This window comes from Kitasatospora sp. NPDC094015 (assembly GCF_040304075.1).
Lineage (GTDB): Bacteria > Actinomycetota > Actinomycetes > Streptomycetales > Streptomycetaceae > Kitasatospora.
In genome coordinates, this window is record NZ_JBEOUL010000021.1 from 46,337 (window position 1) to 67,834 (window position 21,498).

At 74.9% G+C, this 21,498-nt stretch carries 22 protein-coding genes; 15 read left to right on the forward strand and 7 right to left on the reverse strand.

Annotated elements, in window-relative coordinates:
* Positions 1 to 78: 78 nt before the first annotated feature.
* The 6 genes from ABT014_RS23290 (at position 79) to ABT014_RS23315 (ending at position 6,328) form a co-directional block, all read left to right on the forward strand.
* Positions 79 to 1,362 (forward strand): sensor histidine kinase, encoded by a 1,284-nt coding sequence (locus ABT014_RS23290; RefSeq protein WP_350640958.1) that lies wholly within the window; start codon positions 79 to 81, stop codon positions 1,360 to 1,362.
* The gene (locus tag ABT014_RS23295) at positions 1,359 to 2,033 is read left to right on the forward strand and encodes a response regulator (protein ID WP_350640959.1); all 675 of its coding nucleotides are present in this window, start codon (positions 1,359 to 1,361) and stop codon (positions 2,031 to 2,033) included. The genes ABT014_RS23290 and ABT014_RS23295 overlap by 4 nt, the downstream gene beginning before the upstream one ends.
* 146 nt (positions 2,034 to 2,179) lie before the next feature.
* Entirely contained in the window at positions 2,180 to 3,328 is a 1,149-nt protein-coding gene (locus tag ABT014_RS23300) for an alpha/beta hydrolase (RefSeq protein ID WP_350640960.1), read from the forward strand.
* The gene (locus tag ABT014_RS23305; RefSeq protein ID WP_350640961.1) at positions 3,318 to 4,547 is read left to right on the forward strand and encodes an acyltransferase family protein; all 1,230 of its coding nucleotides are present in this window, start codon (positions 3,318 to 3,320) and stop codon (positions 4,545 to 4,547) included. Before ABT014_RS23300 ends, ABT014_RS23305 begins: the two co-directional genes overlap by 11 nt.
* A 77-nt stretch (positions 4,548 to 4,624) precedes the next feature.
* Positions 4,625 to 4,963 carry an MmcQ/YjbR family DNA-binding protein gene (locus ABT014_RS23310; protein ID WP_350640962.1) on the forward strand — a complete coding sequence of 113 codons (339 nt, stop codon included), beginning with the start codon at positions 4,625 to 4,627 and terminating at the stop codon, positions 4,961 to 4,963.
* 177 nt (positions 4,964 to 5,140) lie between these two features.
* Positions 5,141 to 6,328: an alpha/beta hydrolase gene (locus ABT014_RS23315; RefSeq protein WP_350640963.1), complete on the forward strand. Its 1,188-nt coding sequence runs from the start codon at positions 5,141 to 5,143 to the stop codon at positions 6,326 to 6,328.
* Between the two features lie 4 nt (positions 6,329 to 6,332).
* Here the strand turns inward: ABT014_RS23315 and ABT014_RS23320 are convergent, their stop codons facing one another.
* The gene (locus ABT014_RS23320) at positions 6,333 to 7,313 is read right to left on the reverse strand and encodes a helix-turn-helix transcriptional regulator (RefSeq protein ID WP_350640964.1); all 981 of its coding nucleotides are present in this window, start codon (positions 7,311 to 7,313) and stop codon (positions 6,333 to 6,335) included.
* Between the two features lie 91 nt (positions 7,314 to 7,404).
* Here ABT014_RS23320 and ABT014_RS23325 point away from each other — a divergent pair, with 91 nt between their 5' ends.
* Positions 7,405 to 7,983 (forward strand): TIGR03086 family metal-binding protein, encoded by a 579-nt coding sequence (locus ABT014_RS23325; protein ID WP_350640965.1) that lies wholly within the window; start codon positions 7,405 to 7,407, stop codon positions 7,981 to 7,983.
* A gap of 64 nt (positions 7,984 to 8,047) precedes the next feature.
* Here the strand turns inward: ABT014_RS23325 and ABT014_RS23330 are convergent, their stop codons facing one another.
* Both ABT014_RS23330 and ABT014_RS23335 read right to left on the reverse strand, forming a co-directional pair.
* Positions 8,048 to 9,055 carry an aldo/keto reductase gene (locus ABT014_RS23330; protein WP_350640966.1) on the reverse strand — a complete coding sequence of 336 codons (1,008 nt, stop codon included), beginning with the start codon at positions 9,053 to 9,055 and terminating at the stop codon, positions 8,048 to 8,050.
* On the reverse strand, positions 9,052 to 9,519 hold the full coding sequence (locus ABT014_RS23335) for a MerR family transcriptional regulator (RefSeq protein ID WP_350640967.1): 468 nt from the start codon (positions 9,517 to 9,519) through the stop codon (positions 9,052 to 9,054). Before ABT014_RS23335 ends, ABT014_RS23330 begins: the two co-directional genes overlap by 4 nt.
* A 106-nt stretch (positions 9,520 to 9,625) precedes the next feature.
* Here ABT014_RS23335 and ABT014_RS23340 point away from each other — a divergent pair, with 106 nt between their 5' ends.
* On the forward strand, positions 9,626 to 10,459 hold the full coding sequence (locus ABT014_RS23340; protein WP_350640968.1) for a serine hydrolase domain-containing protein: 834 nt from the start codon (positions 9,626 to 9,628) through the stop codon (positions 10,457 to 10,459).
* 38 nt (positions 10,460 to 10,497) lie between these two features.
* On the opposite strand, the gene ABT014_RS23345 is transcribed toward ABT014_RS23340, so the two are convergent.
* Entirely contained in the window at positions 10,498 to 11,274 is a 777-nt protein-coding gene (locus tag ABT014_RS23345) for a pirin family protein (protein WP_350640969.1), read from the reverse strand.
* A 200-nt stretch (positions 11,275 to 11,474) separates the two neighbouring features.
* Between ABT014_RS23345 and ABT014_RS23350 the strand changes: the two genes are divergently transcribed.
* From ABT014_RS23350 to fabF, 5 genes are all read left to right on the forward strand, one after another.
* Positions 11,475 to 12,671, forward strand: a complete 1,197-nt coding sequence (locus tag ABT014_RS23350) for a PucR family transcriptional regulator (RefSeq protein WP_350641039.1) — start codon at positions 11,475 to 11,477, stop codon at positions 12,669 to 12,671.
* Positions 12,672 to 12,762: 91 nt separating this feature from the next.
* Complete coding sequence (locus ABT014_RS23355) at positions 12,763 to 13,707, forward strand: ACP S-malonyltransferase (protein WP_350640970.1); 945 nt, start codon at positions 12,763 to 12,765, stop codon at positions 13,705 to 13,707.
* Positions 13,704 to 14,735 (forward strand): beta-ketoacyl-ACP synthase III, encoded by a 1,032-nt coding sequence (locus tag ABT014_RS23360; protein ID WP_350640971.1) that lies wholly within the window; start codon positions 13,704 to 13,706, stop codon positions 14,733 to 14,735. Before ABT014_RS23355 ends, ABT014_RS23360 begins: the two co-directional genes overlap by 4 nt.
* Positions 14,736 to 14,807: 72 nt before the next feature.
* Positions 14,808 to 15,050 carry an acyl carrier protein gene (locus ABT014_RS23365; RefSeq protein WP_033825980.1) on the forward strand — a complete coding sequence of 81 codons (243 nt, stop codon included), beginning with the start codon at positions 14,808 to 14,810 and terminating at the stop codon, positions 15,048 to 15,050.
* A gap of 100 nt (positions 15,051 to 15,150) precedes the next feature.
* Positions 15,151 to 16,416, forward strand: a complete 1,266-nt coding sequence (gene fabF / locus ABT014_RS23370; protein WP_350640973.1) for a beta-ketoacyl-ACP synthase II — start codon at positions 15,151 to 15,153, stop codon at positions 16,414 to 16,416.
* A 77-nt stretch (positions 16,417 to 16,493) separates the two neighbouring features.
* On the opposite strand, the gene ABT014_RS23375 is transcribed toward fabF, so the two are convergent.
* Both ABT014_RS23375 and ABT014_RS23380 read right to left on the reverse strand, forming a co-directional pair.
* Complete coding sequence (locus ABT014_RS23375) at positions 16,494 to 16,988, reverse strand: DUF3145 domain-containing protein (protein ID WP_350640974.1); 495 nt, start codon at positions 16,986 to 16,988, stop codon at positions 16,494 to 16,496.
* A 387-nt stretch (positions 16,989 to 17,375) separates the two neighbouring features.
* Positions 17,376 to 18,395 (reverse strand): NADP-dependent oxidoreductase, encoded by a 1,020-nt coding sequence (locus ABT014_RS23380; protein WP_350640975.1) that lies wholly within the window; start codon positions 18,393 to 18,395, stop codon positions 17,376 to 17,378.
* A gap of 125 nt (positions 18,396 to 18,520) precedes the next feature.
* Here ABT014_RS23380 and ABT014_RS23385 point away from each other — a divergent pair, with 125 nt between their 5' ends.
* Positions 18,521 to 18,967, forward strand: a complete 447-nt coding sequence (locus ABT014_RS23385; protein ID WP_350640976.1) for a MarR family winged helix-turn-helix transcriptional regulator — start codon at positions 18,521 to 18,523, stop codon at positions 18,965 to 18,967.
* A 123-nt stretch (positions 18,968 to 19,090) separates the two neighbouring features.
* On the forward strand, positions 19,091 to 20,581 hold the full coding sequence (locus tag ABT014_RS23390) for an LCP family protein (RefSeq protein ID WP_350640977.1): 1,491 nt from the start codon (positions 19,091 to 19,093) through the stop codon (positions 20,579 to 20,581).
* Here ABT014_RS23390 and ABT014_RS23395 read toward each other — a convergent pair.
* Positions 20,568 to 21,479 carry a 1-aminocyclopropane-1-carboxylate deaminase/D-cysteine desulfhydrase gene (locus ABT014_RS23395; protein ID WP_350640978.1) on the reverse strand — a complete coding sequence of 304 codons (912 nt, stop codon included), beginning with the start codon at positions 21,477 to 21,479 and terminating at the stop codon, positions 20,568 to 20,570. The genes ABT014_RS23390 and ABT014_RS23395 overlap by 14 nt on opposite strands.
* Positions 21,480 to 21,498: the final 19 nt, after the last annotated feature.

A 21,498-nucleotide genomic window follows, 5' to 3' on the forward strand; every position in this document is an offset into this window, starting at 1 on the left:
GTCGTACCGCAGTACGACATCCGGCGCGGCACCCCGGTACGACGACATCCCCGGCCCGAGCCCCTACGCTCGGGCCGGGTGAACGGACCCACGCTCCAGGAGCGGCTGCAGGACCTCCCGCGCAGCCTCGCCCACCCCTCCCCGGACCGCCGCCCGCTGCTCGGCGACTCCCCCAGCTTCTGGCTGCGCGCCCTACCGCCCGCGCTGGCCGTCACCCTGGTCGCGACCCTGCTCCCGATCGACATCGTGGTGCTGACCGGCTCGTACGGCCTGGACGGCTACCCGGCGACGGTGCTGGCACTCGCCCAGACGGTGCCGCTGCTGCTCGCGGTCCGGCGCCCGCTCCCGGCCTGGTGGATCGTCACCGCCGCCACCGCGGCCACCGCCGCCGTCACGGTCGGCTCCCCGCCGAAGGCCGGGCCGTGGCCGTGGCCGGCCGCCACCCTGATCGGCTACCTGTTCCTGCTCGGCGCGCTCGCCCTGCGCGAACGGGGGCAGGCCCTGCTCGCGGTCTGGCTGGTCACCCTGTTCGGCACGGTGGCCGCGGCCGCGGCCTTCGGATCGCGGGCCGGCGACGCCCCGGCCGTCGCCGTGGTGCTCGGCGGCGCGGTGCTGCTGCTGGGCTGGAGCCTGCGCGGCCGCGGGGAGGCCCGCCGGCAGCTGGCCGAGCAGGAGGAGATCAGCGAGGCCGAACGCGGCCTGCGCACCCTGCTGGAGGAGCGCGCCCGGATCGCCCGCGAGCTGCACGACGTGGTCGCCCACCACATGTCGGTGATCACCGTGCAGGCCGACAGCGCGCCCTACCGGCTGACCGGGCTGCCGCCCGAGGCGGTCGCCGAGTTCGGCACCATCGCCGCCGCCGCCCGCGCCTCGCTGACCGAGATGCGGCGGCTGCTGGGCGTGCTGCGCAGCGAGGGGACCGACCCCGACAAGGCCCCGCAGCCCGGGATCGCCGAGCTCGGCCGGCTGGTCGACACGGTGGCCCAGGCCGGGGTGTCCGCCGAGCTGGCGGTCGGCCCCGAGGTCGAGGAGCTCACCCCGCTGCCCGCCGCCGTCGACCTCTCGGTCCACCGGATCGTCCAGGAGGCGCTGGCCAACGTGGTCCGGCACGCCCCCGGCGCCCGGGCCCGGGTCTCGCTCACCGCCGGCGGCGGCCGGCTGCGGGTCACCGTGGTCAACACCGCCCCGGCACCCGGCGGCGCCGCGGTCGAACCCGCCGCGGGCACCGGGCACGGACTGGTCGGGATGCGCGAACGGGTCCGGCTGCTGGATGGCACGCTGGAGACCGGCCCGCTGCCCGACGGCGGCTTCCGGGTCGCCGCCGTCCTGCCCGTCACCGCCCCGGGGGAGAAAGCTCCATGACCATCCGCGTGCTCATCGTCGACGACCAGGCGATGGTCCGGGCCGGCTTCGCCGCGCTGCTGAACGCCCAGAGCGACATCGACGTGGTCGGCGACGCCGCCGACGGCCGGCAGGCCCTGGAGGCCAGCGGGCGCACCCACCCCGACGTGGTGCTGATGGACGTCCGGATGCCCGAGATGGACGGCCTGGAGGCCACCCGCCGGCTGCTCACCCCGCCGCCGGGCGTGACCCACCGCCCCAAGGTCCTCATGCTCACCACCTTCGACCTGGACGACTACGTGTACGAGGCGCTGCGCGCCGGGGCCAGCGGCTTCCTGCTCAAGGACGCCCCGCCGGCCGACCTGATCGCGGCCGTCCGGGTGGTCGCGGCCGGCGACGCGCTGCTCGCCCCGTCCGTCACCCGCCGGCTGATCGAGGACTTCGCCCGCACCCGCCCGGCCCGGCGCCGTGACCCGGCGCTGCGGCTCAACGGGCTCACCCCGCGGGAGACCGAGGTGCTGGAGCTGATCGCCCGCGGCCTGTCCAACCAGGAGATCGCCGAGCGCCTGGTGGTGGCCGAGCAGACCGTGAAGACCCACATCGGCCGGGTGCTGGCCAAGCTCGACCTGCGCGACCGCGCCCAGGCCGTGGTGCTGGCGTACGAGTCGGGCCTGGTGACGCCCGGCCGGTGAGCGGAGCGGGGGGATACCCCCCGGCCCGACCCGGGGGCCTGCCGCTAATACCGCGGTGCCACACGGCAGTTGGCTCCGCGGAGTGACGTGCGCCGGGCCGCCGTCCACCTAGCTTCCTCACGTTCACGGACGAGAGGGAGAACGAGATGCAGCGATTCGGGCGCACCCTGGTGGCCACCGTGCTGGCCGCGGCCGCGGTGCTGGGTACGGGTGCCGCGACCGCGGCCGCGGGCCAGGTCGCGGTCACCGGGCCGCCGCCGGGCACCGCCGCCTGGCGGGCCGACACCGTGCTCGGCGTGGCGCTGCCCGACCCGGCGACCGCCACGCCCGCCGAGGTGGCCGCCTTCCTGGCCGGCCTCACCCCGGCCGGGCGCGAGGCGCTGGCCGTCCGGCACCCGCTGGTGGTCGGCAACCTGGACGGTGCGCCGGTCGAGCTGCGGTACCGGGCCAACGCGCTGGCCCTGGCCGAGGAGCGGAGCGCGGAACTGGCCGCCGCCGGGGACGAGCGGCTCGGCGGCAGCGCCCGGGCCGCCGCCCGGGCCCGCGCCGAGCGGTACGCCTCGCTGGCCGGCCGGCAGATCCTCGCCTTCGACCCGCGCGGCCGCGGCCAGGTCGCCGAGGTGTTCGGCGACCTGACCCTGGCCCCGCGCACCGCCGTGGTGGTGCCCGGCTCCGACATCGACCTGATGAGCTTCGACCGGGCCGGCGACCCGGGCGGCACCCCCGCCGGGATGGCCCGGGCCCTGCGCGCCGCCACCGGCGAGCAGGTCGCCGTGGTCGCCTGGACCGGCTACACCACCCCGGTCGGGCTGGGCCTGGACGCCGTCACCGAGGACCTAGCGGTGGCCGGCGGCCGGCGGCTGGCCCGCTTCCTCACCGGCCTCGCCGCGCAGCGCGGCGCCGCCACCGTCTTCTGCCACAGCTACGGCTCGGTGGTCTGCGCCCGCGCCGGCCTCGGCCCGGACCAGGCGCTCGGCGTGGTGGTGCTCGGCTCGCCCGGGATGGGCACCGGCCGCGCCGCCGACCTGCGGGTCCCGGTCTGGGCCGCCGAGCGCAACGCGGCCGACTGGATCGGCGACGTGCCGCACGTCTCGGTGCTCGGCCTCGGCCACGGCACCGACCCGACCGACCCGGCCTTCGGCGCCCGGGTGCTCTCCTCGGCCGGCTCGCACGGCCACACCGGCTACTTCGCCCCCGGCACCGCCTCGCTCGCCAACTTCGCCGCGCTCGCCGCCGGCGACCCGGCCGCCGTCACCTGCACCGGCGCCGGTCAGGAGTGCCGCGATGCGATCTGACCTGCTGCGATCCGACCTGCTGCGCCGGGCCGCCGCCACCGTGGACGCCCGCACCCCCGCCGGCCGGGACCGCGCCCTGGACGGGCTGCGCGCCCTCGCCCTGCTGGCCGTCCCCACCGGGCACTGGCTGCTCGGCGGCTTCACCCGCTCCGCCGGCGACGGCGTGCTGCACAACGCCAGCCCGCTCGGCGCGCTCGGCTTCCTCGCCCCGCTCAGCTGGGTGCTCCAGCTGCTCGGGCTGTTCTTCCTGGTCGGCGGCCACGCGGCGGCGAAGTCGCTGGCCCGGGCCCGGGAGCGCGGCACCGGCACGGCCGGCTGGCTGCGCGGCCGGGCGGTGCGCCTGCTGCGTCCGGTGCTCGGGGTGGCCGCCGTGTGGGCGGTGCTGATCCCGGTGCTGCGGCTGGCCGGGGTGCCGGAGGGCACGGTACGGACCGGGGCGGTGCTGGTGGTCCAGCCGCTCTGGTACATCGGGATCTACCTGGTGCTGACCGCGCTGACCCCGTACTGCGTGGCGGCCGGCCGGCGGCTCGGCGGGTGGGCGGCGGCCCCGCTGCTGGGCACGGTCGCCGTGGTCGACCTGCTGCGGTACGGGCCGTGGGCCGGCTCGGTGCCGTCCTGGCTGGCGCTGGTCAACCTGCTGCCCGGCTGGCTGTTCGCCTACCAGCTCGGGGTCGGCTGGGCGCAGGGCAGGATCGGGCGGGCCGGCGGCCGGCTGCTGCTGCTCGGCGGGGCGGCGCTGTTCGCGGTGCTGCTGGCGGTGTTCCACTACCCGGCCAGCATGGTCGGGGTGCCGGGCGCGGCCCGGACCAACTCGCACCCGCCGTCGCTGCTGGTGCTGGCACTGGCCGCGACCCAGTGCGGCGCGGCGATCCTGCTGCGCGGGCGGCTGGCCCGGCTGCTGCGCCGTCCGGTGCTGTGGCTGCCGGTGGTGCTGGTCAACCTGTCGGCGATGACGATCTTCTGCTGGCACCAGACCGCGATGTTCGCGGTGGCGCTGCCGGCCTCCGCGCTGGCGGCGGTGCCGGGGCTGACCACGGAGCCGGGCTCGCTCGGCTGGGTGCTCGCCCGGCTGGCCTGGCTGCCGGTGTTCGCGCTGGTGCTGGTGGCGATCGGGCGGCACGCCCGGCGGTTCGACGGCCCGTGGCCGTCCCGGCTGTGGCGGGCGGCGGCGGGCGCCGGGGCGGCGGCCTTCACGGTCTACGCGCTGGGCGTGCTGTGACCGCCGCCGCGCACGCCGGGCGAGCGGGGCGGCGGCGCTCGCGGCCGGATGTCGGCCCCCCGCACTACGCTGGCCGGATGGTGACGTTCGATCAGTTCCGGAAGATGGCCCTGGCCCTGCCGGAGGCGCACGAGGAGCCGACCTGGGAGCAGGTCACCCTGCGGGTCGGCCGGAAGATCTTCGCGATGGGGCGCCCGGAGTCGGGGAACGTCTGTGTGAAGGCGACCAAGGAGGAGCAGGCCGAGCTGCTGGCCGCCGCGCCGGAGGTCTACTCCTTCGCCCCGTACGTCGGCCGGCACGGCTGGGTGCTGGTGGCCCTCGCCGGGGTCGGCCGGGAGGAGCTGCGCGAGCTGCTCACCGACGCGTGGCGCGGCGTCGCGCCCAAGCGGCTGCACGCCCAGGTGGACCGGACCTGAACCGGTCGGATCCGGTCGGTTTCCGCCACCCGCACGAGCGAATGTGAGCCAGAACACAGTTTGAAGACCGGCTTCGGCTACCGCTTCCCTCTACGCTGGCTGACGAGTAGTTGGCAGTCGTAGCACCATCGGGCCCGGCCCGCTGTGACGGTCACCGGCCCCGAGGGAGTTGACGCCATGCAGCGCAGGCGTGTCAAGCGCATTCTGATAGGCGCCTTCGCGGGCTGCGCGGTCCTGGTCGACGCCGGCGCGGCCGCCGCGCAGGCAGCGGCCGCGAACGAGCAGGTGGCCATCGCCACCCCGCCCGCCGGCAGCGCCGCCTGGGTCTCCGACCACTCGCTCGGCCGCGACCTCCCCGACCCCGCGACCGCCCCGGCCGCCTCGGTCGCCGCGTTCTTCGCCTCGCTGAGCCCCGCCGACACCGAGCGCCTCGCCGCCGCCTACCCGCTGGTGGTCGGCAACCTGGACGGCGCCCCGCTCGCCCTGCGCTACCACGCCAACCGGATCGCCATCGCGGCCGAACGCGACCGCGCCCGGGCCCGCGCCGAGGACCACCGCCTGGACGCCGCCACCCGCGCGCTGTCCGCCGCCCGCGCCGACGACTCCGGCCACCTGCTCTCCGACGGCCGGCAGATCCTCGCCTTCGACCCGCGCGGCCGCGGCCTGGTCAGCGAGGTCTACGGCGACCTCGCGACCGCCCAGCGGGTGGCCGTGCTGGTCCCCGGCTCGGACGCCGACCTCGGCCACTTCGACCAGGCCGTCGAACCGCTGCGCTCCCCCGCCGGGATGGCCCGCGCCCTGCTCGCCGAGGAGCAGCGGCAGTCCCCCGGCACCCGGACCGCGGTGATCGCCTGGACCGGCTACGTCACCCCGTCCGGCCTCGGCCCCGACGCCGTCACCTCCCGGCTCGCCGAGGTCGGCGCGCCCCGGCTGCTGCGCCTGCTGGACGGCCTGCGGATGACCAGCCACCCGGACCGGGCCCCCGCGCTGTTCTGCCACTCCTACGGCTCGGTGGTCTGCGGCACCGCCGCCCCCTCGATCGACCAGGGCACCCCGGCCGACCTGGTGGTCTTCGGCAGCCCCGGGATGGGCGTGGCGTCCGCCGCCGAACTCGGCCACGGGGTCGAGGTCTGGGCCACCCGCAACCGCACGGACTGGATCGGCAACGTCCCGTACCTGGAGGTGGGCGGCCTCGGCCACGGCGCCGACCCGACCAGCACGGGGTTCGGCGCGATAGAGGTCTCCTCGACCGGCGCGGCCGGCCACAACGGATACTTCTCCCCCGGCACCGCCAGCCTGCACAACTTCGGCGCCATCGCGCTCGGGCACTACGACAGCGTCAGCCACCCGCCGACCGTGGCCTGAGGGCCTACGCCGGCGCACCCGCCGGCCCCGCCCCGTAGAGCCGGGTGACCTCGGCCGCCGCCCGGGCCAGTTCCGTCCGCGCCTGCGGCGGGTCGAGCACCTCCACGTCGGCGCCGAAGGCCAGCAGCATCCGGGCCGCCGCCACCGCCCGCAGGCCGAGCCGGACCTCGGCCCACTCCGGGTCCGTCCCGGACGGCGGCGCCGCCAGCAGGCTCGCGTGGATCCGGGTGAACATCTCCAGCCGGCTGCGCCGCACCCGGGCCACCACCGTGACCTCGTCCGGCAGGCCCTCGACCCGCTCGCGCAGCACCGCCCAGACCTCCGGCAGGCCGACCCCCGGCCGCCGCCGGACCGGCTCCTGGGCGACCCGGGCCGAGCGCACCCGGTCGGCCCGGAACAGCCGCGGCCCGCCGTCCAGGTCCGCCACCAGGTACCAGACCCCCGCCTTGCTCACCAGCCCGTAAGGGTCGACCGTGTACGCGCTCGGCCGGGCCGCGCCGCTGTGCCGGTAGACCAGCTCCAGCCGCAGGTCGGCGAAGACCGCGCGCTGCAGTTCGCCGAGTTCGACCGGGGCGGCGGGGCCGCCGCGCAGCCAGCGCTCCGGGTCGACCAGGATCCGTTCGCTGGTCCGCTCGGCCGCCGGCCGGTGCGGGGCGGGCAGCGCGGCCATCACCTTGCGCAGCGCGGTGGAGATCGCCGCGCCCAGGCCCAGCGCGTCGTGCGCCCCGGCGGCGGCCAGTACGAACAGCGCCCTCGCCTCGTCGGCGGTCAGCCCGGTGACGTCGGTGCGGTAGCCCGGCAGCAGGGCGATCCCGCCGTGCCGCCCGCGCTCCGCCCAGACCGGCACCCCGGCGGCGGACAGCGCCTCCACGTCGCGGTAGACGGTGCGGACGGAGACCTCCAGCCGCTCGGCCAGCTCGCCGGCCGGCACCCGGCCGCGGGTCTGGAGCAGCAGCATGATCGAGAGCAGTCGGTCGGCCTTCACGGAAGCCAGCCTAAAACCTGACACAGGATGTCAGGTATTGCCGGGACAGTACGGACCGCAGACCGCATCCGTACGGCAAGGAGCATCCCTGATGGACGCCTCGTTCGACCCCCGCCCGATCTACCTGCGCGCCCTCGACCAGCTCGGCGAGCTGGTCGCCCGCATCACCCCGGAGCAGCTGGAGCGGCCCACTCCGTGCACCGAGTACGACCTGCGCGCGCTGCTCGGCCACACCGTGGGCGGCGTGCACCGGATCTCCTACGTCGGGGAGGGCGGTCTCAGCCTGGACGTGCCGGCCACCACCGGCGAGATCGAGGACGCCGGGTGGGCGGCGGCACTCGACCGGGCCCGGGCCCGCGCCGCCAGGGCCTGGGCCGAGGACGGGAGGCTGGACCGCCCGGCCTCGGTGCCGTGGGGCGTCATGCCCGGCCGGTTCGCGCTGGGCGGCTACGTGATGGAGGCCGTCACCCACACCTGGGACATCGCGCAGGTGGTGGACCCGGCGGCCGAGCTCGACGAGGAGCTGGCGCTCCTCGCGCTGACGGTCGCCGAGCAGGCGCTGCCCGCCGAACCGCGCGGCGGCGACCTGCCGTTCGGCCCGGTCCGGCCGGTGCCGGCCGACGCGGACGCGTACACCAGGCTCGCGGGCTGGATGGGCCGCCAGGTCTGAGGCCCCGCGGACGGGCGCGGGTCGGGGCGGGGGCGGTGTCACCGCCCCCGCCCCGGTCGTCCGGTTACTCGCGGCCCGCCGAGGTGAAGGTCATGTCGGCGTACCGGTTGCCGGTCACCTCGGCCGAGATCGGCTCCAGCTCCACCAGCTCGGTGGCGGTCAGCCGCAGCGTCGCGGCGGCGGTGTTCTCCGCCAGCCGGGAGCGCTTGCGGGTGCCCGGGATCGGCACCACGGTCAGGCCGTGCACCTCGGCCCGCTGGTGCACCCAGGCCAGGGCGACCTGGGCCGCGGTGACGCCGCGCTCGGCGGCGATCTTCTGGATCGGCGCCACCAGCCGCGCGTTGTGCTCCGCGTTGGCGCCGCTGAACTGCGGGTGGCTGCGCCGGAAGTCGCCCTCGCTGAGCTGCTCGGCCGCGCTGAAGGCCCCGGTCAGGAAGCCCCGTCCGAGCGGCGAGTACGGCACGAAGGCCACCCCGAGCTCGGCCGCGGCCGGCACCGCGGTGCGCTCCACGTCCCGGGAGAACACCGACCACTCCGACTGCAGCGCGGCGATCGGGTGCACCGCGTACGCCTCGCGCAGCTCGTCGCCGGTCACCTCGGACAGGCCCAGGTGGCGGACCTTGCCGGCCCGGACCAGCTCGGCCATCGCACCGACCGACTCGGCCAGCGGCACGGCGGGGTCGCGGCGGTGCATGTAGTAGAGGTCGATCGCCTCGATGCCGAGCCGGCGCAGCGAGGCCTCGACGGCGGTCCGGATGTAGGCGGGGTCGTTGCGCACCCCGCGGTAGGTCGGGTCGTCGGCGCGGCGCTCGATGGCGAACTTGGTCGCCAGCACCACCCGGTCGCGATTGGCCCGGACGAACGGGCCGATCAGCTCCTCGTTGTGCCCGGAGCCGTACACGTCGGCGGTGTCGAAGAGGGTGACGCCCGCTTCCAGCGCGGCGTCCAGGGTGGCGAGCGCCTCGGTGGTGTCGGTCGGTCCGTAGAACTCGCTCATGCCCATGCAGCCCAGGCCCTGGATCCCGACGACGGGTCCGGTGCTGCCGAGCGCGGTGGTGGGGAGGGTCGTCATGCGCTCTCCTTCTGCTCCCCGGCGTCGGGGAGGCGTGAGTACAGGTCGATCTTGTAGTCGAGGACCGCGAGGGTCGCGTGCAGGTCGGCCAGCCGCTGCCGGACCTCGGCGCGGTGCTCGACCAGCAGCTCGCGCCGGTCGTCGTAGGTGTGGTCGCCGGCCCGGACCAGCTCCACGTACCGGAGCATGTCGGCGACCGGCATCCCGGTCAGCCGCAGCCGGCCGAGGAAGGCGAGCCGGGAGAGGTCCGCGTCGCTGTAGCGGCGCTGGCCCGAGTAGGAGCGGTCGACCGGTTCGAGCAGGCCGATCCGCTCGTACCAGCGCAGGGTGTGCGCGCTGAGGCCGCTGGCCGCGGCGACCTCGCCGATCGCGTGCCGCGGGGTGCGGTCCGGGTCCTGGCTGGGCCGGTTGTACGCCTCCCCGCAGCCGCGCGGGTCGATCGAGATCGGTGCGAGCATTGCCATGGGTGACCCCCGGTGATCGGCGACGGCTACGAAGCTACTGAGTTGGAGTGCACTCCAAGCAAGCCTGCCACGCGCACGACGGCCCCGGGTGGCTAGAGTTCGGGCCATGCAGAGCTTGCGGATGATCGAGGACTGGCCGGCGCCGAACGCGGCGGTCGCGGTGGTGCGGGCCAAGGACGGCGCGGTGCTGGGCGGCCACGGACCGCAGCAGCACCTGTTCCCGCTGGCATCGGTGACCAAGCTGCTCACCTCGTACGCGGTGCTGGTCGCGGTCGAGGAGGGCGTCTTCGAGCTGGACGACCCGGCCGGGCCCGAGGGCTCCACCGTCCGCCACCTGCTGGCGCACACCTCCGGGCTGGCCTTCGACGAGCACCGGGTGATGGCCCCGCCCGGCGAGCGGCGGCTCTACTCCAACGCGGGCTTCGACGTGCTGGCGCGGACCCTGTCCGAGGCCGCCGGGATCGAGTTCGGGACGTACGCGGCCCAGGCCGTGTTCGAGCCGCTCGGCATGCGGTCCACGCTGATCAACACCGCGCACCGCTCGCCGGCCGGCGCGGGCGGCCTGTCCACGGCGGCCGACCTCGCGCTGTTCGCGGCCGAGCTGCAGGCGCCGCGACTGCTCGACCCGTCCACGGTGCGGACCGCCACCCGCGCGGTCGCCTTCCCCGGCACCAGCGGCGTGCTCCCGGGCTTCGGCCACCGCCGCCCGAACGACTGGGGGCTCGGCTTCGAGATCCGCGGCGACAAGAGCCCGCACTGGACCGGCACCACCAGCTCGCCCGCCACCTTCGGCCACTTCGGCCAGTCCGGCACCTTCCTGTGGGTCGACCCGGCGGCCGGCGTGGCCTGCGTCGCCCTGACGGACCGTGACTTCGGGCCGTGGGCCGCCGAGGTGTGGCCGCCGTTCACCGACGCGGTGCTGGCCGAACTGCGCGGCTGACCGGGGCGGGCCGGCTGCCACCACCGGGCCCGGCGGGCTCAGCCCAGCAGCAGCGAGCCGTGCATCTCCAGCAGCAGCAGCTCGGCGCCGTCCGGCCCGGCCACCGGGTCGGCGAACGCCCCGCCGGTGATCCGGACGCTGTCGCCGGGCTCCAGCGAGCGGCCGCCGCCCTGCGGTCCGGGCACCGTGCGGTAGCCGACCGAACCCGCCGTCAGGTGCGCGTAGCGGTACGGCGCGGCCGGCAGCTCGGGCAGCGGCTGCCAAGGGCCGGCGGTGACCAGGTGCAGCGCCGCGTCGCCGCGCCGCAGCCGCAGCACGTCCGGCCCGGCCGGCCGGCCGCTGCCGGCGGCGAGCAGGGTCAGCCCGCCCGGTTCGGGCGCCACCCGGCGCAGCCCGTACGCCGGCGGGGCGTCGAACTCGTCGGGCTGCAGCCAGAACTGGACGAAACGGACCGGCTCGGCGGCGCCGCCGACGTTGCGCTCGGTGTGCGTCACGCCGCGGCCGGCGCTCAGGTGCTGGAGCATGCCCGGGCGGACCACGCCAGCGTGCCCGTCGTCGTCCCGGTGGGCGAGGGCGCCGGAGACCACCCAGGTCAACAGCTCGGTGTCGCGGTGCCGGTGCGGCTCGTACCCGGCGCCGGGGGCGAGGGTCTCCTCGTTGCAGGCGAGCAGCGCGCCGAAGTGGGTGTTGCGCGGGTCGTAGTGCCCGGAGAAGGAGAAGGCGTGCCGGGTCTCGATGCCCGCGGCGGGGGTGGAGAGGTAGCGTTCGGGAGCCCGGCGCTGGTCGGCGCGGGGGCGCTCTCGGGTGTCGGTCACGGTGCCTACGGTAACCGGTGTGACCTGCCCCACCCGGTGGTTCGGGCGGGGGTGTGCACGAGCATGTCCTCCGGTGAGGCAGTCTTGTTCCTGTGCCAGCCGCTTCAGCGAGTCCCGACAAGAAGTCCGCCGCCAAGAAGGCGGTACCCGCCCGTCCAGCTGCCGCCGCCAAGCCGCCGGCCACCGGCCGGACCGGGCGGCTGACCGCGCAGGAGCGCAAGCTCGCCGCCGAGCGGGCGGAGTTGCGCGTCGCGACCCTCAAGCGGCTGGAGAAGTCCGCCGGCAAGCTCGCCACCGCCGCGATCGCCCGGATGGACGACCAGCTCGCCTGGTACCGGCGGATGCCGCCGGAGCACCGGTCCTGGATCGGCCTGGTGGCGCAGGCCGGCATCGCGGCCTTCACCGAGTGGTACCGCCACCCCGAGGCGCCGCAGGCGATCAGCACCGACGTGTTCGGCACCGCGCCGCGCGAGCTGACCAGGGCGATCACCCTGCGGCAGACCGTGGAGCTGATCCGCACCACCATCGAGGTGATGGAGGAGGCCATCGAGGAGGTGGCCGCCCCGGGCGACGAGGCCGGGATGCGCGAATCCGTGCTGGTGTACGCCCGGGAGATCGCCTTCGCCACCGCGCAGGTCTACGCCCAGGCCGCCGAGGCGCGCGGCGCCTGGGACGCCCGGCTGGAGGCACTGGTCGTCAACTCGCTGCTGTCCGGCGACGCCGACGAGGGCGTGCTGTCGCGGGCGGCGGCGCTCGGCTGGGGCCAGCCGAAGCAGGTCCGGGTGGTGATGGGCAGCGCGCCGGACGGCGACAGCGAGCTGGTGGTGGAGGCGATCCGGCGGGCCGCCCGGTACGCCAAACTGCACGTGCTGACCGGGGTGCTGGGCCGGCGGCTGGTGGTGGTGGTCGGCGGCGACAAGGAGCCGGTGCACGCGGCCCGGGCGCTGATCGGCCAGTTCGCCCCCGGCCCGGTGGTGGTCGGCCCGACCGTCGGCGACCTGCTCTCCGCGACCCGCTCCGCGCACGCGGCCGCCGCCGGCCTGCGGGCCTGCGCCGCCTGGCCGGACGCCCCCCGCCCGGTGCTCGCCGACGACCTGCTGCCCGAGCGGGCGCTGGCCGGGGACGAGGTGGCCCGGCACCAGCTGGTGGAGGAGATCTACACACCGCTGGAGGAGGCCGGCTCGGCCCTGCTGGAGACCCTGAGCGTGTACCTGGAGCAGGCCTCCTCGCTGGAGGGCGCCGCCCGGATGCTCTTCGTCCACCCCAACACCGTGCGCTACCGGCTGCGTCGTGTGACCGACGTCACCGGCTATGCTCCGTCCGACGTACGTTCGGCCTTCACCCTGCGGATCGCCCTGGCGCTCGGTCGCCTCGGTACGGCGGCCGAGCAGGGCTGAGGGGCACTGTGGAGACTCCACAAGCCGACGTGCTTTTCTTCGTTACCGTCGCCTACCCGCCCCCGGGCGTCCGGCGAGAGAGGGTTGAACCGTGCTCGTAATCGTCGCCCCTGGACAGGGTGCCCAGACTCCCGGCTTCCTCAACCCCTGGCTTGAACTGGACGGCGCCGCCGACCGGCTGCGGCAGTGGTCCTCGGTGGTCGGCCTCGACCTGGTGCACTGCGGCACCGAGGCCTCCGAGGAGGAGATCAAGGACACCGCGGTGGCTCAGCCGCTGCTGGTCGCCGCCGGTCTGCTGACCGCGGGCGAGCTGTTCGCCGACGGGCCCGCGCCGAGCGAGCTGGTGGGCGCGCTGGCCGGCCACAGCGTCGGCGAGATCACCGCCGCGGCGCTGGCCGGGGTGCTGACCCCCGAGGACGCGCTGACCTTCGTCCGTGAGCGCAGCCTCGGCATGGCCGACGCCGCCGCCCGGACCGCGACCGGGATGGCCGCCGTGCTCGGCGGCGACCCCGAGGTGGTGGCCGCGAAGTTCGCCGAGCACGGGGTGACCCCGGCCAACAACAACGGTGGTGGCCAGCTGGTGGCCGCCGGCACGCTGGAGCAGCTGGCGGCGCTCAAGGCCGACCCGCCGGCCGGCGCCCGGCTCATCCCGCTGAAGGTGGCCGGCGCCTTCCACACCGAGCACATGGCCCCCGGGGTCGAGCGGCTGGCCAAGCTGGCGCCGACCCTGACCACCGCCGACCCGCTGGTGGCCTACGTCTCCAACAAGGACGGCGAGGTCGTCGGCTCCGGCGCCGAGGTACTGGCCCGGCTGGTGGCCCAGGTCTCCAACCCGGTGCGCTGGGACCTGTGCATGGAGACCCTGCAGCAGCTGGGCGCGACGGCCGTGATCGAGCTGTCCCCGGCCGGGACCCTCACCAACCTGGTCAAGCGCAACGTCAAGGGTGTCGCGACGCTGGCCCTGAAGACCCCCGCCGACCTCGACAAGGCCCGTGAGCTCGTCGCGGAGCACGGCGGTCAGGAGAACGACGCATGACCAGCCCGCAGATCAAGCCCGCCACCGGTGCGCAGTACGCGCGCATCCACGGGGTCGGCGGCTACCGTCCGGTCCGGGTGATCCCCAACGCCGAGGTGCTCGACTGGATCGAGTCCTCGGACGAGTGGATCCGCTCCCGCAGCGGCATCGCCGAGCGCCGCTGGGCCGGTCCGGAGGAGACCGTCGCCGAGATGTCGGTGCAGGCGGCCGGCAAGGCGATCGCCCAGGCCGGCATCGCGCCCGAGCAGATCGGCGGCGTCATCGTCGCGACCGTCTCGCACCTCAAGCAGACCCCGGCCATCGCCACCGAGATCGCCGACCGGCTCGGCTGCGGCACCGCCCCGGCCTTCGACATCTCGGCCGCCTGCGCCGGCTTCGGCTACGGCCTGAGCCTGGCCGACGGCATGGTGCGCGGTGGCAGCGCCGAGTACGTGCTGGTGATCGGCGTGGAGCGGCTCAGCGACCTGACCGACACCTCGGACCGTTCGACCGCCTTCATCTTCGGCGACGGCGCCGGCGCGGCGGTGGTCGGCCCGGCCGACGTCCCCGGCATCGGCAAGGTGATCTGGGGTTCGGACGGCGCGCAGCGCGACGTCATCTCGCAGACCCAGGCCTGGGACACCGCCTTCGCCAAGGAGGACGCCGTCAACGGCCCCGGCGAGGCGATGAAGTGGCCGGCCCTGCGGATGGAGGGTCAGACCGTCTTCCGCTGGGCGGTCTGGGAGATGGCCAAGGTCGCGCAGCAGGCGCTGGACGCGGCCGGGATCAGCGCCGACCAGCTCGGCGCGTTCATCCCGCACCAGGCCAACATGCGGATCACCGACGCCATGATCAAGGCGCTCAAGCTTCCCGATTCGGTGCCCGTCGCCCGGGACATCGTCGAGACCGGCAACACTTCGGCCGCCTCCATCCCGCTGGCGATGGAACGCATGCTGGAGAGCGGTGCGGCGAAGAGCGGCGACCTGGCACTGATCATCGGGTTCGGGGCGGGTCTGGTCTACGCGGCCGCAGTCGTTACCCTCCCCTAGGCAACACGCCACCACAAGCACGCGACGGTCCGCCGGGCCGCTCGCAGTCAACACCGAAGAGGAGCAGCCACTATGGCTACCAAGGACGAGGTTCTGGCCGGTCTCGCGGAGATCGTCAACGAGATCGCCGGCATCCCGGCCGAGGACGTCGAGCTCGACAAGTCCTTCACCGACGACCTGGACGTCGACTCGCTGTCCATGGTCGAGGTCGTCGTGGCTGCCGAGGAGCGCTTCGGCGCGAAGATCCCGGACGACGAGGTCAAGAACCTCAAGACCGTCGGCGACGCGGTGGACTTCATCATCGCCAACAGCTGACCCATGGCTGACCGGCCGGGGTGCCCCGTGCACCCCGGCCACCCATCCCCTCCCCCGCAGCACGCCCCTCCCCTGAACAACGTGAGAGAAGAAGAAACCAGTGACCGCTGAAAACCGCACCGTGGTCGTCACGGGTATCGGCGCCTTCACGCCGCTGGGCGGCGACGCCGCCTCGTTCTGGGAGGGCCTGCTCGCCGGCCGTTCCGGGGTCGCCGCACTGACCGAGGAGTGGGCTGCGGACCTGCCGGTGCGGATCGCCGCCCGCGCCGCCGTGGAGCCGGGCGAGATCCTGCCCCGCCCGCTGGCCCGCAAGCTGGACCGCTCCGCGCAGTTCGCGCTGATCGCCGCGCGCGAGGCCTGGGCCGACGCGGGCTACGAGACCCCCGCCACCGATCTTTCCTCCAAGCTCGCCCCCGAGCGCCTGGGCACCGTGATCGCCTCCGGCATCGGCGGCGTCACCACCCTGCTGGACCAGTACGACGTGCTCAAGCAGCAGGGCGTGCGCAAGGTCTCCCCGCACACCGTGCCGATGCTGATGCCCAACTCCCCGGCCGCCAACGTCGGCCTGGAGGTCGGCGCGCGCGCCGGCGTGCACACCCCCGTCTCCGCCTGCGCCTCCGGCGCCGAGGCGATCGGCTACGCGATCGAGATGATCCGCTCCGGCCGCGCCGACGTCGTGGTGGCCGGCGGCACCGAGGCGGCGATCCACCCGCTGCCGATCGTCGCCTTCTCCAACATGATGGCGATGTCCAAGAACAACGACGACCCCGAGCACGCCTCCCGCCCGTACGACAAGGGCCGGGACGGCTTCGTGCTCGGCGAGGGCGCCGGCGTGGTCGTGCTGGAGTCGGCGGAGCACGCCGCCGCCCGCGGCGCCCGGATCTACTGCGAGGCCGTCGGCCAGGGCCTGTCCTCGGACGCCCACCACATCGCCCAGCCGGAGCCCACCGGCGCCGGTGTGGCCCGTGCGATCGCCGACCTGTTCGAGCGCAACGAGCTGGACAAGGCCGAGGTCGTGCACGTCAACGCGCACGCCACCTCCACCCCGCAGGGCGACACCGCCGAGATCAAGGCGCTCCGCAAGGAGCTCGGCGAGCACCTGGACCACGTCGCGATCTCCGCGACCAAGTCCATGACCGGTCACCTGCTGGGCGGCGCCGGCGGCATCGAGACCGTGGCGACCGTGCTGGCCCTGCACCACCGCCTGGCCCCGCCGACCGTCAACGTCGAGCAGCTGGACGACGACATCGACGCGGACATCGTCACCGGCGAGCCCCGCAAGCTGCCCGCCGGTCAGGTCGCCGCGCTCAACAACTCGTTCGGCTTCGGCGGCCACAACGTGGTGCTGGCCTTCCGCACCGTCTGAGCCTGCCGCGCCCCACGGCCGGGGCCCCGCCCGCGATCACCTCGCGGGCGGGGCCCCGGCCGTTCGCCGTCCGGCGCTCAGACCACCTGGTGCAGCCAGCGCACCGGCGCGCCCTCGCCGGCGTAGCGGAAGGGCTCGAGCTCGTCGTCCCAGGGCTTGCCGAGCAGTCGGGCGAGCTCGGCCTCCAGGTCGCCGCCCTCGTTGCGCGAGCGCAGCAGGACGGCGCGCAGCCGGTCCTCCGGGATCAGGATGTCGCCGTGCAGGCCGGTGACGGCGTGGAAGATGCCGAGGCTGGGCGTGCTGCTGTAGCGCTCGCCCTCGGCCGTGGCGCAGGGCTCGCTGGTGACCTCGTAGCGGATCAGCTGCCAGCCGCGCAGGGCGGAGGCCAGCCGGGAGGCGGTGCCGGGCTCGCCCTGCCAGGACAGCTCGGCCCGCCAGTGACCGGGCGCGGCGGGCTGCCGGATCCAGTCGAGGCTGACGCGCACACCGAGCACGCCCGCGACCGCCCACTCGACGTGCGGGCACAGCGCGCGGGGCGCGGAGTGGATGTACAGGACTCCACGTGTCGTCACCGGGACCTCCAGGCTGTGGACGAGGGTCGCCTTCCCCAGCTGCCTCGTGCCCACCGCCGGTAGGTACCGTCTACCCCCGTGAAGCTCAACTTATTCGACATTAGGTCATCAAATTGAGCAAAACGGACAAGCTTTCACCCAATGTTAGTCGGATCCCCGGGGAGGTCCACCCCTCCCCGGGATCTCTCCCCCGAACGGACCTATCGGCCGGCCGGGGCCTGCCCGGCCACGCTATCGGCGGACGGGGCGGGACGGATGACGGTCCGTCGGATCACCCGGGTGCGGCGGCGGCGAGCGCCCGTACCCGAACCGCCCCGCGCGCCGGTGGGGCGGGCGGGGCGGGGCGGTGCGATCGGCGGGGCCGTGCGAGCGGCGGGGGTGCTCCGGTCAGAGCTTGACGACCATCTTGCCGGTGTTGGCACCGCGGAGCATGCCGATGAAGGCGTCGGCGGTGTTCTCCACGCCCTCGACCACGGTCTCGTCGTAGCTCAGCGAGCCGTCCTTCAGCCAGCCGGCCAGCTCGGCGACGAACTGCGGCTGGAGCGCGGCGTGGTCGCCGACCAGCATGCCCTGCAGCCGCAGCCGCTTGCCGATCACCAGGGCGAGGTTGCGCGGGCCGACCGGCGCGCCCTCGTCGTTGTACTGGGCGATCGCGCCGCACAGGGTCGCCCGGCCGTGCGGGGTGAGGACGGAGATCGCCGCCTCCAGGTGCTCGCCGCCGACGTTGTCGAAGTAGACGTCGATGCCGTCCGGCGCCGCCGCGGCGAGCTGCTCCAGGACCGGGCCGTCCTTGTAGTTGAAGGCGGCGTCGAAGCCGTAGCCGTCGACCAGGTGCGCGACCTTCTCGGCGGAGCCGGCCGAGCCGATGACCCGCTTCGCGCCCTTGAGCCGGGCGATCTGGCCGACCAGCGAACCGACCGCGCCGGCCGCGCCGGAGACGAAGACGGTGTCGCCCTCGCGGAAGGAGGCGACCTCCAGCAGGCCGGCGTAGGCGGTCAGGCCGGGCATCCCGAGCACGCCGAGGTAGTACGAGAGCGGGGCGAGCTGCGCGTCCACCTTCACCGCGCGGGCGGCGTCCAGGGTCGCGTACTCGCGCCAGCCGAGCCCGTGCAGCACCGCGTCGCCGACCTCGAAGCCCTCGGCCCCGGAGGCGACCACGTAGCCGACCGCGCCGCCGTCCATCGCCTCGCCGAGCTTGAACGGCGGGACGTAGGACTTCACGTCGTTCATCCGGCCGCGCATGTAGGGGTCGACCGAGAGGAAGGCGTTGCGGACCAGGATCTGCCCCGGGCCCGGCTGCTGGACCGGTGCCTCGACCAGGGCGAAGTCGGCGGGGGTCGGCCAGCCCTGGGGGCGGGCCGCCAGGTGCCACTCGCGACCGGTGGTGGGCGTCGCCTGCTCTGCCATGTCCGTGCTCCTTGCGTGGTTCGGGGCGTGATCCGGGATCGATGCCCGCCTGAAAGGTTGACCAACTAAAGCAATCGTGCGGATAAAAGGTTCACGTTGTCAAATGTTCAGTTAGAGTGGTGTCCATGGAGAAGCAGCAGCCGCCCGCCGACGCGATCACCCGCGAGGTCGTCGACCTCATGGCGAGCCTGGTCGCGCTCTTCCACCGCGAGTACGAGGAGGCCGCCGCCGCCCGCTCGCTCACCGGGGCCCAGGCCAAGGTACTCGGCCTGCTGCGGCGCGGCCCGATGCCGATGCGGCACATCGCCCAGACGCTGGCCTGCGAGCCCTCCAACATCACCGGCATCGTGGACCGGCTGGAATCCCGCGGTTTCGTGACCCGGGAGGCCGACCCGCTGGACCGCCGGGTCAAGCTGGTGGCCGCCACCGAGGCCGGCGGCCTGGCCACCGACGAGCTGCGCGAATCGCTGAACTTCGCCCGCGAGCCGCTGGCCGCCCTGGCCGAGGACGAGCGCCGCCAGCTGCGCGACCTGCTGCGCCGGATGGTCGAGGGAGCCGACACCGGCAGCTGAGCCCGCGGCGGGGGAAGAAGATCGAGCCGAAGGTGTAACCGGACGCGTTCCCGGGCCGTCTATCCCACAGGACCGTACGTGTACCGGTGGCGTCCGCCACACCTTGCAGAGAGCGCTGACCCGATGACCGACCCCAAGAGCCGGCCCGCCCGGAGCACCCGCGCCCGAATAGCCCGCGGGCTGGGAGCCACCGCCGCCGTCCTCGTGGTCGGCACCGCCGGCGTCGGCGCCTGGTTCTACCAGCGCCTCGACCACAACATCAGCACCTTCTCGGCCGACGGCATCGCCACCAGCCGGCCGCCGGCCGGCCCCACCGCCAGCGGCGGCGGCCGCCCGGTCAACATCCTGCTGCTCGGCTCCGACACCCGCCAGGACGGCAACGGCGACCTCGGCGGCGGCGAGGAGGGCGTGGGCCACTCCGACACCGCGATCCTGCTGCACGTGTACGCGGACCACAAGCACGCCGTCGGCGTCTCGATACCCCGGGACACCCTGGTCACCGTCCCCGCGTGCAAGCTGCCCAGCGGCAGCTGGTCACCGTCGCGGAACAACCAGATGTTCAACTCGGCCTTCACCGTCGGCGAGTACCCGCAGGGCAACCCCGCCTGCACCCAGAACACCGTCGAGGCGCTGACCGGGCTGCGGGTCGACCACACGGTCGTGGTGGACTTCAAGGGCTTCGCCGCGATGACGGACGCGGTGCACGGCGTCGACGTCTGCGTGCCCAACAACGTCGACTCCTACGGCATCCACCTGACCAAGGGGCTGCAGACCGTCCAGGGCCAGCAGGCGCTGGACTACGTGCGGGCCCGGCACGGCTTCGGGGACGGCTCCGACATCGGCCGGGTCAAGCGCCAGCAGGCCTTCCTCTCCTCCCTGATCAAGAAGATCCGCAGCCAGGGCTTCAATCCCACCACGCTGCTGCCGCTGGCCGACGCCGCCACCAAGTCGCTCACCGTCGACCCGGAGCTCGGCTCGGCGATCAAGCTGGCCGACTTCGCCCAGACGCTGCAGAACATCGACCTGTCGAACATCTCCTTCGTCACCGTCCCCTGGCGCTACCAGGGCGACCGGGTCGCCCTGGTGCACCCCGACGTGGACGCGCTGTGGGGGCTGCTGCGGCAGGACCGGACGCTGACCGGCCAGTCCGCCGCCGACCCGGCCACCGGCGACCCCGCCTCGGCCGCCGCGTCGCCCTCGGATTCGCCCTCGCCGTCCGTGCCGGCCACCGGGGACCTCCCGGTCACCGTGCACAACGCCTCCCGGGCCAGCGGGCTCGGCGGCCAGGCCGCCACGGACCTCCGGGCCAAGGGCTACCTGAAGGTCACCGTCGGCCCGGACACGGCGATCCGCCGCACCACCCTGATCGGCTACGCGCAGGGCCAGCAGGAGGCGGCCACCCGGCTCGCCCAGCTGTTCCCGGGCGCCGAGGTGCAGGCCGACCCGGCCGGCGAGGGCCTGACCCTCACCCTCGGCCGGGACTACGCGGCCGCCCGGACCTCCGACCCGGCCGCCGGGACGCCCACCGCACTGCCCTCCGGCATCCCGACCGGCATCACCGAGAACACCCGCCCGGCCGACAGCGACCTCTGCTCGGACCTCAGCTTCGGCTGAGGCCGCCGGCCGGGTCGGGGAGCCCGGTGACCACCACGGTGACCCTGGAACCGGCGGCGAGGCCACCCGCCGCCGCCAGGGCGTGCACCGCGGACAGCGCCTTGGCCACGTACCGGCGCTCCACCGGCACCCCGTGCCGGCGCTCGAACCCGGCGGCGAACTCCTCCAGGGCGGCCGGCACCTTGCCGTACCCGCCCCCGTGGTGGCCGTGCTCGATCCGCCAGTTGCCGAACTCCCGCCCGTACGCGGCCCGGTGCAGCCCCGTCACCTCGCGTTCCAGGTAGCCCTCGCCGCGCAGCACCGCCACCCCGAGCGCCCGCGCGTCCGGCGGCAGTCCGGCCGCGATCCCGGCGAGCGTGCCGCCGGTGCCGACCGGGCAGCACACCACGTCCCGCTCCCCCAGGTCAGGCAGCTGCGCGGCCAGCTCCCGCGCGACCACCGCGGCCCCGCGCACCGCGAGCGCGTTCGACCCGCCCTCCGGCAGCACCAGGAAGCCGTCCCGCTCCTGCCCGCCGCCGGCCACCAGCTCCCGGTACGCGGAGCGCGGGACGAACTCCAGCACCATCCCGGCCTCCTCGGCCGCCCGCAGCGACCAGTTCCGCGGCGCCCCGGCCAGCTCCTCGCCCCGGATCACCCCGACGCTCGCCAGCCCCAGAGCCCGCGCGGCGGCCGCCACCGCCCGGACGTGCGTCGAGTACGCCCCGCCGTACGTCAGCAGCCCGCGCCGGCCCTCGGCCACCGCCCGGTCCAGATTGGGCGCCAGCTTGCGCCACTTGTTGCCGGGGACGGTCGGGTGCGCCAGGTCGTCCCGCTTGACCAGCAGCCGCATCCCGAGCCGGGCCAGACCCGGCTCGTCCAGCACGGTCAGCGGGGTGGGCAGCGCGGCGGCGGGGAGCATCCGGCCAGCATACGAAGGT